The following is an 11962-nucleotide window of genomic DNA, read 5'->3' as shown; positions in this document are numbered from 1 at the left end:
ACTGAACTTGGAAAAAGGAACGCATAACAATGTCTGACCTCTCCCTGATCATGACAGCCGCCGGCTCGATCGTGCTGCTGCTCTTCCTGGTGATGAAGGCCCGGCTCCACGCCGTGGTAGCCCTGATCCTGGTCTCCATGGTGGCGGGTCTCGCCGCTGGCATGAACCCGGCCGATATCGCCGCCACCATCCAGAAAGGGATGGGTGGCACCCTCGGTTTCGTCGCGGTAGTGGTGGCGCTGGGCGCCATGTTCGGCAAGGTGATGGAAGTGACCGGTGCCCTCGACCGGGTGGCTCACACTCTGCTCGGCAAGTTTGGCGTCAAGCGCGCCAACTGGGCCATGGCCCTGACCGGCTTTGTCTGCGCCCTGCCGCTCTTCTTTGACGTGGCCGTGGTGCTGCTAATCGGCGTCGCCTTCGCCATCGTCCGTCGTGGCGGCGGCAGCGTGGTTAAGATCGGTATCGCCCTGCTGGCCGGTATCGCCACTTGCCAGGCCTTCCTTATTCCGGCGCCGGGCCCGATCCTGGTGGCATCCCAGCTGGGTGCCGACTTCGGCTACATGATCCTGTTCGGCTTGATCGCCGCCGTGCCGGCGCTGATCCTGGCGGGCCCGCTGTTCGGTGACTTCATCAGCAAGATCGTCGATGTGCCGCTGCCCGCCGATGCCCAGAACAGCGTTCACGATGACAGCAAATCCCTGCCCTCCTTCGGGCTGGCCATGGGCCTCATCGGCCTGCCGCTGCTGATGATCGGCCTCAAGACCATCGTCGGCCGCTTTGTCGAGGCGGGCTCTACCCTGCACAACTGGCTGGAGTTCATCGGTCACCCCTTCACCGCCATCATGGTCGCCTGTCTGGCCGCCTTCTATCTGCTGGGTATTCGCCGCGGCATGTCCCGTGACGAGGTGATGAGCGTCTGCAACAGCGCCATCCAGCCGGCGGGCGTCATCATTCTGGTTACCGGTGCCGGTGGCGTCTTCAAGCAGGTGCTGGTTGATTCCGGCGTGGGTGCCGCCCTTGGCAACATGCTGGCCGACTCCGGTCTGCCCATCGTCGCGCTGGCCTTCATTCTGGCCGCTGCGGTGCGGGTGATTCAGGGCTCTGCCACCGTCGCCATGCTGACCGCCTGTGGTCTGGTGCTGCCGATGCTGGAGCCGCTCGGCCTGAACGGTGCCCAGCTGGCTGCCGTCACCATCGCAATCGGTGGCGGTGCCATCGTGCTCTCCCACGTCAACGACTCCGGTTTCTGGCTGGCGAACCGCTACCTCGGCCTGACCGAGAAGCAGACCCTGCAGACCTGGACCGTGATGGAGACCATCATCGGCACCACTGGCGGCGTGATGGCGATGATCATCTACAGCTTCCTCTGACAAGGGGGAAATGCTGACAAAAAGGCCTCACTCGTGAGGCCTTTTTCATCTTTCTGATGATTCTTTCTTTGGCTGAGAGGGCGAGATTGCTAGAATCGCCTATTCATCGCTCCGAGTGGAACGCTTAACCCCGTGATTTCAGGTTTATCTATGCATTCATCGGCCCATTATCGACAACTGCTGGCGCGCCTGCCCCAGATCGCCGTCGCAGCGGATCAGTTTGAAGTGCTCTATAGCGCCCAGGATTTCAAACGCCGCATTCTTGCGCTTATCGCCAGTGCCACCCGGCGCATCTATCTGGTCGCGCTCTATCTGCAGGATGACGAAGCAGGCCGGGAGATCCTCTCCGCCCTCTACGCCGCCAAGCAGCGCAATCCGGCCCTCGACATCAAGCTGTTCGTCGACTTCCACCGTGCCCAGCGCGGCCTGATCGGCAAAGGCAAGCAGGGCGGCAACCACCTGATGTATCAGGCCATGGCTGCCGAACACGAGCACCAGATCGAAATCTACGGCGTGCCGGTCAAAGGGCGCGAGCTGCTCGGCGTGTTGCACCTCAAGGGCTTCATCTTTGACGATGCGGTGCTCTACTCCGGTGCCAGCCTCAACGACATCTACCTGCACCAGCAGGATCGCTACCGCTTCGACCGCTATCACCAGATCATCAGCCCGGAGCTGGCCCGCAGCATGGTCAACTACGTGGATGACCTGTTCGTGAAGAGCGACGCCGTGCAGCGGCTGGATCGCAGCGACGTGCCCAGCGCCAAACAGCTGAAGGGGCCGATCCGCCGCTTCAAGCTGAGTCTGCGTCAGGGGCAGTACCGCTTCGCCACCATGCCGGTCAACACCCAGGAGGTGGCCGTCACCCCCATGGTGGGTCTGGGCAAGCGCAACAATCAGCTCAACCTGATGATCCGCAATCTGGTGCGCGCCACCGAGCGGGAGATCTTCATCTGCACCCCTTACTTCAACCCGCCCAAGGAGTTGAGCAAGGATATCGAGGATCTGCTGCAGCGCGGTTGCAAAGTCACCATCGTAGTGGGCGACAAGACCGCCAACGACTTCTTCATTCCGCCGGAAGAGAAGTTCTCCACCATCGGTGGCCTGCCCTATCTCTACGAGACCAACCTGCGCAAGTTTGCCGAGCGCAACCAGCGCCACATCGACGACGGTCGCCTCAACCTGATGCTCTGGTGTTGCGAGCGCAACTCCTACCATCTCAAGGGGATCTTCGTGGATGACGAGTGGGCCCTGCTCACCGGCAACAACCTCAACCCCCGCGCCTGGGCGCTGGATCTGGAGAATGGCCTGCTGGTACACGATCGTCGCCACCTGCTGCGTCCTCAGTTCAATGCGGAGCGGGAGAACATCCTGACCAACACCATGCGGATCAGCCACTTCGATCAGGTGGAACAGATCCAGGACTACCCGGAACAGGTGCGCAAGCTGCTGGGACGGATCCACCGGGTCAAGGCTCATCTGCTGCTCAAGCGGATCATCTGACCCCGGGGCGCGCAGCGCCCACCCCGCCCAACGGCAATCAGACCAAGGCCTCCCGTTTTCGGCAGGCCTTTGTTATATCCGCCGTTTCCCCCGCTTTGACGGCCCAGCCAGCAGCAACTCGGCTTGCATCGGCCCCTCAACAACCCCTATCATCTGGACATATTTACAGTGTTTTCGGGCATCTAATTGATGAAATTGGATAAAATTCCTCTCGATAGCCTCAAGGGTGTCGGCAGCAAGATGCTGGAGAAGCTCGAGCGGCTGGGGCTGGCCACGGTACAGGATCTGCTGTTCCACCTCCCCCTGCGCTACGAGGACCGCACCCAGGTGTGGCCCATCGGTGATCTGCCGCCCGGCCTGCACGGCGCTGTCGAGGGCGAAATCCAGGACACTCAGCTGGTGATGGGACGCCGCCGCATGATGGTCTGTCGCATCAGCGATGGCACCGGCACCCTCACCCTGCGCTTCTTCAACTTCACCGCCGCCCAGAAAAACAGTCTGGCGGCGGGCCGCCTGATCCGCTGTTTTGGCGAGGTGCGCCCCGGCAAATACGGGCTGGAGATGGCCCACCCCGAGTACAAGCTGCTCGGTGAGGAGCAGGCAGGCCAAACCGAAGAGGCACTCACCCCCGTCTACCCGACCACCGAAGGGCTGCGCCAGCTCACCCTGCGCAACCTCACCGATCAGGCGCTGGCCCAGCTCGACCTCTATGGCGTGGAGGAGCTGCTGCCCGCCGGACTCTATCCCCATCAGATTGAACTGGCCGCCGCCCTGCGCCTGTTGCACCGTCCGCCCCCCTCGGTGGCACTACCACTGCTCGAAAGCGGCCAGCATCCGGCCCAGCAGCGGCTGGTGCTGGAGGAGCTGCTGGCGCACAACCTCTCGGTACTCAAGGTGCGCGCTCAGGCACAAACCCAGCTGGCCCGCGCCCTCAAACCTGCGCCCGCGCTGGTCGAGAAACTGCTCGGCGCCCTGCCGTTCAAGCCCACCGGCGCCCAGAGTCGGGTGGTGGCCGAGATAAGCAAGGATCTGCAACAGAGTCACCCCATGATGCGGCTGGTGCAGGGGGATGTGGGTTCCGGCAAGACCCTGGTCGCGGCGCTGGCCGCCCTGCAAGCTATCGGCAACGGCTGTCAGGTGGGGCTGATGGCGCCGACCGAGCTGCTGGCGGAACAGCACGCCATCAACTTCGCTAAGTGGCTGGAGCCGCTCGGCATCGGAGTCGGCTGGCTGGCGGGCAAGCAGAAAGGCAAGGCGCGGGAGGAGGCGCTGGCCGCCATCGCCGATGGCAGCGTCAAGATGGTGGTGGGCACCCACGCCATCTTTCAGGAGCAGGTGGTGTTCCAGCGTCTGGCGCTGGTCATCATCGATGAACAGCACAGATTCGGGGTGCATCAGCGCCTCGCCCTGCGCGAGAAAGGGGAGCGTGAAGGGGTACATCCCCATCAGCTCATCATGACCGCCACCCCCATCCCCCGTACCCTGGCGATGACCGCCTATGCCGACCTCGATACTTCGGTCATCGACGAACTGCCGCCGGGCCGAACCCCCATCACCACGGTGGCGCTGCCCGACAGCCGACGCGGCGATGTGATCGAGCGGGTCAAGCTCGCCTGCACCGAAGGCAAGCAGGCCTACTGGGTCTGCACCCTGATCGAGGAGTCGGAGGTGCTGGAGTGTCAGGCTGCCGAGGATACCGCCGCCGAGCTGCAAAACCTGCTGCCCGGCCTGCATATCGGGCTGGTACACGGCCGGATGCGCCCGGTCGAGAAACAGCGGGTGATGGAGGAGTTCAAGGCAGGCATACTGCAACTGCTGGTCGCTACCACCGTCATCGAGGTGGGGGTGGATGTGCCCAACGCCAGTCTGATGATCATCGAGAACCCGGAACGGCTCGGGCTGGCGCAGTTGCACCAGCTGCGCGGTCGGGTCGGACGCGGGGCGGTAGCCTCGCACTGCGTGCTGCTCTATCATGCCCCCTTGTCCAAAACGGCCCAGAGCCGGCTCGGGGTGCTGCGTGAGACCAACGACGGCTTCCTCATCGCCCAGCGCGATCTGGAGCTGCGCGGCCCGGGGGAACTGCTCGGCACCCGCCAGACCGGTCTGGCCGATCTCAAGATCGCCGATCTGGTGCGGGATCAACCGCTTATTCCGCAGGTACAGAAGATGGCGCGCTTCCTTATGGATAGGCATCCGAGTCATGTCGAACCCTTGATACGGCGCTGGCTTGGCTTACGGGATCACTATTCCAATGCCTGACCTGCGGAATCACGCTGCCAACGCCTGATCACTCAACCAATACAGGAGGAAAGCACTTATGAATTCCTGGCTACGCGGCCTGCTCTACACCTTTGCCTTCCTGCTGCTCTTTGTCTGGGTTGCCCTCGGCCTGTTCGACGCCGAGCGCGCCAAAGGCCCCATCGCCAGCTGGATCAGCCAGCAGACCGGCGTACCCGTCACCATAGGGCGACTGGTATTCAACCCGCTCCACCCCTACACCCTGCTGGCGGAGCAGGTGCGCTACGGCGATGCGGTCTCCCTCGACAAGATCTATCTGGAGATAGAGAGCATCGACTGGCTGAGCCGCGATGTGCGGATCGCCCATCTCGACCTCATTCGCCCCGCCATCAAGCTGCCGCTACCCAACCAGCTGCCCAGCCTGCCGGTGCACTCCCTCACCATCAGCGACAGCACCATCGATCGCCTCAGTCTGGAGAGCCCTGAGCTGACCCTGCGCGGCCTCAATGCCACCCTGAGTGACTGGGAGCTGATCGATCCGAAACGGCAGCCACAGGCCAACCTGAGCCTCAATATCGGCCAGCTGGAGACTCCGCAGTTCACCTTCGCCCGTCTCAACCTGCAAGGACGGCTGGAAGGAGAAGTACTGCGCAGCGACAAGCTGGTGACCAACCTGTTTGACGGTCTGCTGGAGACCGGCATGGTGCTGGACTGGCCCGCTCGCACCCTGCAACTGCACGATCTCAAGGCGCGCGGCATGCGGGTGGAGCTGGGGGATCTGACACAGCAAGGCTTCCCGCAGCGCTTCCCATTGCAAAGCGTATCGCTGGATCGCGGTCAGCTGGACGGCGTCAGCCTCAACGACATCAATCAGGAGCTCTCCTTCAACAACTTCAGCGGCCAGCTCACCGCCTTCAACTGGCAGGCGGGCAACCAGCCCACCGGCTATCTGAGCGGCACCCTGGGGGACATGGGCCGCGGCCTGTTCCAGCTGGAGGAGATCAAGGGCAAGCTCGCCTTCTCGCCCCAGCAGATCGACGGCGAACTGCAGGGCAAGGCCTATGAAGGGGCGTTCAATGTCGAGCTCTCCCTCGACACCCAGCAGCAGAAGCTGACCCTGAAAGACGTGGCGCTGAGCGGCATGGATATCAGCCTGCCGCAGGGGTGGTGGCAGGATTGGCAGGGCTGGCGCCCGCAGCAGGTGGATATCCACAAGCTGGCGTTCGACAAGCTCAAGGTGCTCTCCTTCGACGATTCCATCCCTCTCTCGCTGACCGGCTGGCAGCTCTACCTGAGCGATCTCGCCCTGCGTGGCAATCAGCCCGGCCCGCTGCTTGGCCGTGCCCGTATCGAGAGCAAGTGGTTCGAGCTGGTGTGGGATGGCCTCAGCGCCCGCAACGGTGAACTGGATGGGGAACTGACCCCCAGCTCCTGGCAACTGGGCAAGCTCACCAGCTCGCTGCCGGATGAGGGCAGCCTCAGCATGAGCGGCCAGTGGGGCCGCGAACCAGGCCAGAGCAGCCGCCTCCAACTGCAGGCGACCAAGCTGGATCTGCAGCAATGGGGCAAGATATTCCACTCCCCTGTCTCGTTCGCAGGCAAGGCGGACGTGAGCGCCGATCTGCAAGCCGAACATGGCAAAACGGCAGGCGAGTGGCGCCAGACCCTGCAGGGGAGCTTTGCCCTCGATGCCGACGAGCCGTTCTGGGACAAGGTAAAGATAGATCCGCTGCTGGATGAGTGGTTCAAGGGGGCGACCCCGCCCACCCTGACGCCGGATCAGCTGTGGCAGGCGATGCAGGAGGGTGACACCCCCTTCTACCGCATCAAGCTGCTGGGCAAGATCGACAAGGGGCAACTACAAGTCGAGCAGGCTGGCGCCTCCACCATCACCCATCTGCTGGCGCTGCAAGGGAGGATCGATCTGGTCAACGAACAGTGGCAGCTCGATCTGGGAGTGCTCAATGGCAACCGCTGCGCCGAGCTGCTCGGCCAGTGGCGCGGGCCGCTGACGGAACCCACACTGGCCTGGAGCTTCCCGCAGAAGCAGGACGCCTGCGGCTGGGAAGTGGGAGTACGCTATCCGCCGCAAGGCAACAGCGCCCCGCTCTGGCGACCGGCTCCCGCACCGAAAGCCCAAAACCAGGCCCAAGTGCAGACCCAAGCCGGGCAGACAAGCGACAGCCAGCAAGGGTAAAAACAGACAAGGCCTCATGATGAGGCCTTGTTGTTTGATGGGGAAACGACGCGGTTACTGGCCCGGGCGGCGGGGCGGCTGCACCACGTAGTGACCGCAGAACTCCGCCGCCAGCTTGCTGCCGCTGAACAGCTGGATCTTGAGGCTGAAGGTGGCAGGCTCGCCCCGTTTGAGCGGCTGCAGCACGGCGGGCATCCCCTCGCGGGCCACTCGCGCCTCGGGCTCCTCATCGACCGGGCCATGATATTTGATGGTGCTCTCGGCCAGCACCGGCTCGCCCACCAGCCCCTCCTCTTTAAGCTGCAGCCAGATCAGCCCCCAGCCCGCCAGCACGCACTGGCTGTAGACACTGCCGGCAAACATGCTGCCATGCACGTTGAAGTTGGCCGCCAGATTGGCCTTGAGGTGGAAAGTCTGGCCATCGTAGTGGCTGATGTGCATCCCCATCTTCTCGCTGATGGGTACCCCGCGCGACCAGCGGGTGGTGAGATCCTGACACCACTCCGGCCGGTACTGGATAGTCTGCAACGGGCTCAGGGATTTGATCATCTGGCGATGGGGAATCCGACCAAAGGAGACGGGGCCGCCCCCCACTTCGAGAAAGCCGCACTTGCGATAGAACTCCACCGCTTCCTGACGGGCGTTCATCACCAGCCGTTTCACCTTCTCGCTGCGGGCCAACTGCTCGAGATCTTCCACCATTTGGGCACCCAGCCCCTGGCCGCGATATTCGGGCCGCAGCGCCATAAAGCGGATCTGCGCCTCGTCACCGCCGATAAAGAGGCGGCCTACCGCGATGGGAGTGCCATCGGGTGCCAGCATCAGCCGGTGAATGGCGACCGTATCGTACTCGTCCCGCTCGGAACCGACGGGCAGATTGAAGGGCTTACGCAGAAGTTCCCAGCGCAACTGGTAGTAGGCATCCAGCTCGGCGACTGTCTGAGGGGTGACTACCCGGTACATAGTTTCATCCTTGAGTTACACTGGTCGGAAACCATCTTGCCGTGCAAATTCATGGACTTCAATCTGCAAGCGTACCAAGCCGATCTCTTGTTGCACCTCAGCGTCAAACCCCAGCGCCGCCTCACGGTACAGGAAAATGACCAGCACCGCTGGCTGGAGATAGACGGCGTGGTGCAATCCGCCATGTCGCTCGCCGACCCCGCGACCCTCTGTCTGCCCCATCAACGGGTCATCGCCTGCCTGCTGCCGGAGCGGGCTGAGCAGATCCTCGAACTGGGTCTGGGTGGCGGCGATCTCACCCGCCACCTGAGTCAGCGCTGGCCCGATGCACGCCACGAGTGCGTCGACCTCGACGAAGAGGTGCTGACCGTTTATCAGCAGTTTTTCCAGCATCAGGAGAGCGATGAACGCGCTGCTCCGGCACTCCATCAGGCCGATGCCCTCGCCTTTCTGGAGCAGAGCGAGCAGCAGTACGACCTCATCCTGCTCGATCTCTTCAGTCAGGATGGCAACCCGCTGCTGCTGTTTCAGGAGCGGCCCTACCGGGCGCTGGCTCCCCGCCTCTGCGGCACTCTGGTCATCAACCTGTTGCCGCGCACCGCACTTGAGCTAACCCACGCCCTGACACTGATAGAACAGTGGATTGGCCCGGCCACCCCCTATCCGGTCGCAGGGCTCATCAACGTGATCGTCCACGTCATACCGCGGGATCAGGCATCCTCAGACCTGTAGCCAGAAGGTAACCGGGCCGTCGTTGACCAGCGCCACCTTCATGTCGGCGGCAAAACGCCCGGTTGCGGTCGGGATGCCGCTGGCAGCAGCCTTCGCCACGAAGTAGTCATAGAGGCGTTCGGCCTCGCTCGGGTGGGCACCGCAGGAGAAGCTCGGGCGCATCCCACTCTTGGTGTCGGCCGCCAGGGTAAACTGGGAGACCACCAGCAGGCTGCCACCGATCTGGCTGACATTGAGGTTCATCTTGCCGTTCTCGTCACTGAAGACCCGATAGCCGCTCACCTTGTGCAGCAGTTTGTCGGCCTTGGCCTCATCATCCCCCTGCTCCACCCCAAGCAGCACCAGCAGCCCCTGACCGATGGCGCCGGTCACCTCTCCCTCGACAGTCACGCTGGCCTCGGAGACCCGCTGAATCAGTGCAATCACATCCCTCTCCTCTCAAAACAGAACGACCGCCCCGGCTCGATTGCAGGGGCGGTCGTCGATGCTACCAATAAACCGGTGGCCAAGGCGATGGCTTAGCCAAGCTCCTCGCTCGCCGGCTTCTCGTACTCGCCGAGGCAAGCTGTGGTCTCCGCACCAAGCAGCACCACCAGCCAACTCAAATAGACCCAGACAAACAGGATCGGGATGGTGGCCAGCGCGCCGTAGATGGCCTGATAGGAGGGGAAGCTGGTGATGTAGATGGCAAAGCCGCGCTTGGCCAGCTCGAACAGGGTCGCCGCCACCAGCGCGCCGATAAAGGCGTGGGCCAGCCGCACCTTGCAGTTCGGTACCACGGTATAGACCAGCAGGAAGGTGAGCACCGAGAAGAGGAACGGCAAGCCGCGCAGCAGCAGATAGCCGATGCCGAACAGGCTCTCGGCGCCAAACAGCCGCAGCGAGAAGATGTAGGAGGAGATGGCGATGCTGGCACCGATAAGCACGGGCCCCAGGGTGAGGATCATCCAGTACATGGCAAACGCCTGCGCCAGCGGGCGGCCCTGGGTCGAACGCCAGATGTAGTTGAGGTTCTTGTCGATGGCGGAGATCAGCATCAGCGCCACCACCACCAGCGCCCCGATACCCACCGCAGTGGTATTGGTGGCATTGGCGACGAAGCCGTCGATGTACTCCTTGAGCACCTCTCCCGCCGTCGGCACGAAGTTGTGGTAGACGAACTGCTCCATCGCCTGTTTGAGGCTCTGGAACACCGGGAAGGCGGACATCATGCCAAAGACCACGGCGATCATCGGCACCAGCGAAAGCAGGGTGACATAGGCCAGATAACCGGCGGTAACCGTCAATCTGTCCTGCTGGAAACGGCCCCAGACAAACTGGGCAAAGTGGCGACCATCATGGCGCAAGAAGGAGAGGGCGTGGGCCAAACGGCCGCTGACAGGCTGCTGCATCTTGATTCTCGTTAGCGTCATAGTGGCAATATTGTGTCAGAGGAGAGCGCTGTTTGACCACCTTTGAACCCGATTTGCCTCCATATGCCCTAACCTGTCGCCCGGATGGCGTCTCTGGCTGTCGCCAGAAGCAGAAATCAAAACGGCCCCGCTATGGGGCCGTTTGCAACGCCGGATTACAGCATGTAGTCCGCGGGCAGCTCGATGCGGGCAACGCCGGAGGCCACCGCCGCCAGCGCCACGGCGCGGGCTACGCGCGGCAGCAGACGGGCATCCATCGGCTTGGGAATAACGTAATCCTTGCCGAAGGCGAGCTCGCTCACCCCGGCGGCGGTCAGTACCTCGGCCGGCACCGGCTCCTTGGCCAGCGCACGGATCGCCTCGACCGCGGCAATCTTCATGGCATCGTTGATGCGGCTGGCACGAGCATCGAGGGCACCGCGGAAGATGAAGGGGAAACAGAGCACGTTGTTAATCTGGTTCGGGTAATCGGAGCGACCGGTACCCATGATGAGGTCGCTGCGCACCCCGTGGGCCAGCGCCGGCTTGATCTCCGGATCCGGGTTGGAGCAGGCGAAGATCACCGGATTGGGCGCCATCAGGGCGACCGCTTCGGCGGGCAACACGTCTGGGCCGGAAACACCGACAAACACATCCGCTCCTTCGATGACATCCATCAGGGTGCGCAGCGGGGTCTCGTTGGCGAAGCGCTGCTTGTACTTGTTGAGATCGCTGCGGCCGGTGTGAATCACCCCCTGACGATCCAGCATGAAGATGTTGTGCGCTCTGGCGCCACACTTGATCAGCAGATCCATGCAGGCGGTGGCGGCAGCCCCCGCCCCCATGCAGACGATGCGGCTGTCACTGATCTGCTTGCCCTGAATCTCCAGCGCGTTGAGCAGACCGGCGGCGGTGACGATGGCGGTACCATGCTGATCATCGTGGAACACCGGTATGTCGCAGCGCGCGATCAGCGCCTCTTCAATCTCGAAACACTCCGGCGCCTTGATATCTTCCAGATTGATGCCACCGAAGGTATCGGCGATAGCCGCTACCGTGTCGATGAACTGCTGGCTGGTCTCGTGCTTCACCTCGATGTCGATGGCGTCGATACCGGCGAAGCGCTTGAACAGCAGTGCCTTGCCCTCCATCACCGGCTTGGAGGCCAGCGGCCCCAGATTACCCAGCCCCAGAATGGCGGTGCCGTTGGAGATGACTGCCACCAGGTTGCCCTTGCCGGTATAGCGGTAGGCATCGGCCGGGTTGGCGGCGATCTCGCGCACCGGCTCGGCAACACCCGGGCTGTAGGCCAGCGCCAGGTCGCGGGCGGTTTCGGCAGGCTTGGTCAGGGCGATGGCAATTTTGCCCGGTACGGGCAGGGCGTGGTAATCGAGTGCTTCTTGACGCAGATCGGACATGGGGGACCCCGATGTGGTTGGTGCAAATGAGGTGCCGACAGGGGGCACACAGAAGGGCGGGGATCATAAAAGAAAGCGGTGGGCATGCCCAGCAGATCATGCTGCCGCTAGCCAGATCAGACCAGTTATTTCAGCACCTTACCCCACCCACAC

At 62.9% G+C, this 11962-nt stretch carries 9 protein-coding genes; 5 read left to right on the top strand and 4 right to left on the bottom strand.

Translation table 11 applies throughout. The features are described 5' to 3' along the window. The first annotated feature begins 29 nt into the window (after positions 1–29). From gntU to OKC31_RS12930, 4 genes are all read left to right on the top strand, one after another. Complete coding sequence (gene gntU, locus OKC31_RS12945) at positions 30–1370, top strand: gluconate transporter (protein ID WP_111900465.1); 1341 nt, start codon at positions 30–32, stop codon at positions 1368–1370. Between the two features lie 150 nt (positions 1371–1520). After that, positions 1521–2870: a CDP-diacylglycerol--serine O-phosphatidyltransferase gene (pssA, locus tag OKC31_RS12940; protein ID WP_247823640.1), complete on the top strand. Its 1350-nt coding sequence runs from the start codon at positions 1521–1523 to the stop codon at positions 2868–2870. A gap of 189 nt (positions 2871–3059) precedes the next feature. Next, positions 3060–5129 (top strand): ATP-dependent DNA helicase RecG, encoded by a 2070-nt coding sequence (recG, locus tag OKC31_RS12935; RefSeq protein ID WP_247823641.1) that lies wholly within the window; start codon positions 3060–3062, stop codon positions 5127–5129. 58 nt (positions 5130–5187) lie between these two features. After that, a complete protein-coding gene (locus tag OKC31_RS12930) occupies positions 5188–7305 on the top strand; it encodes an AsmA family protein (RefSeq protein WP_270657066.1) in 2118 nt (705 codons plus the stop codon). 54 nt (positions 7306–7359) lie between these two features. Here OKC31_RS12930 and OKC31_RS12925 read toward each other — a convergent pair whose 3' ends face one another. Continuing rightward, positions 7360–8268: a bifunctional GNAT family N-acetyltransferase/hotdog fold thioesterase gene (locus tag OKC31_RS12925; protein WP_115544223.1), complete on the bottom strand. Its 909-nt coding sequence runs from the start codon at positions 8266–8268 to the stop codon at positions 7360–7362. 51 nt (positions 8269–8319) lie between these two features. Between OKC31_RS12925 and OKC31_RS12920 the strand changes: the two genes are divergently transcribed. Further along, complete coding sequence (locus OKC31_RS12920; RefSeq protein WP_270657073.1) at positions 8320–9000, top strand: spermidine synthase; 681 nt, start codon at positions 8320–8322, stop codon at positions 8998–9000. On the opposite strand, the gene dtd is transcribed toward OKC31_RS12920, so the two are convergent. The 3 genes from dtd to OKC31_RS12905 all read right to left on the bottom strand — a co-directional run bounded on the left by dtd (position 8989) and on the right by OKC31_RS12905 (position 11809). Further along, complete coding sequence (dtd, locus tag OKC31_RS12915) at positions 8989–9426, bottom strand: D-aminoacyl-tRNA deacylase (RefSeq protein ID WP_033138812.1); 438 nt, start codon at positions 9424–9426, stop codon at positions 8989–8991. The genes OKC31_RS12920 and dtd overlap by 12 nt on opposite strands. Before the next feature lie 92 nt (positions 9427–9518). Next, entirely contained in the window at positions 9519–10391 is an 873-nt protein-coding gene (locus OKC31_RS12910; RefSeq protein WP_041209731.1) for a virulence factor BrkB family protein, read from the bottom strand. Between the two features lie 176 nt (positions 10392–10567). Beyond that, positions 10568–11809, bottom strand: coding sequence for a malic enzyme-like NAD(P)-binding protein (locus OKC31_RS12905; RefSeq protein ID WP_247823643.1), 1242 nt, complete (start codon positions 11807–11809; stop codon positions 10568–10570). Positions 11810–11962: the final 153 nt, after the last annotated feature.

The organism is Aeromonas sp. Y293-4, from assembly GCF_027705905.1.
In the GTDB taxonomy this organism is placed as follows: domain Bacteria; phylum Pseudomonadota; class Gammaproteobacteria; order Enterobacterales; family Aeromonadaceae; genus Aeromonas; species Aeromonas veronii.
The sequence above is the reverse complement of the archived record's forward strand: the minus strand, read 5'-3'. Positions and strand labels throughout refer to the sequence as shown.

Bases quoted from the DNA above. Each gene is read 5' to 3' on its own strand.
- gntU (WP_111900465.1), top strand. From the start codon at position 30: ATGTCTGACCTCTCCCTGATCATGACAGCCGCCGGCTCGATCGTGCTG.
- pssA (WP_247823640.1), top strand. From the start codon at position 1,521: ATGCATTCATCGGCCCATTATCGACAACTGCTGGCGCGCCTGCCCCAG.
- recG (WP_247823641.1), top strand. From the start codon at position 3,060: ATGAAATTGGATAAAATTCCTCTCGATAGCCTCAAGGGTGTCGGCAGC.
- OKC31_RS12930 (WP_270657066.1), top strand. From the start codon at position 5,188: ATGAATTCCTGGCTACGCGGCCTGCTCTACACCTTTGCCTTCCTGCTG.
- OKC31_RS12925 (WP_115544223.1), bottom strand. From the start codon at position 8,268: ATGTACCGGGTAGTCACCCCTCAGACAGTCGCCGAGCTGGATGCCTAC.
- OKC31_RS12920 (WP_270657073.1), top strand. From the start codon at position 8,320: ATGGACTTCAATCTGCAAGCGTACCAAGCCGATCTCTTGTTGCACCTC.
- OKC31_RS12910 (WP_041209731.1), bottom strand. From the start codon at position 10,391: ATGCAGCAGCCTGTCAGCGGCCGTTTGGCCCACGCCCTCTCCTTCTTG.
- OKC31_RS12905 (WP_247823643.1), bottom strand. From the start codon at position 11,809: ATGTCCGATCTGCGTCAAGAAGCACTCGATTACCACGCCCTGCCCGTA.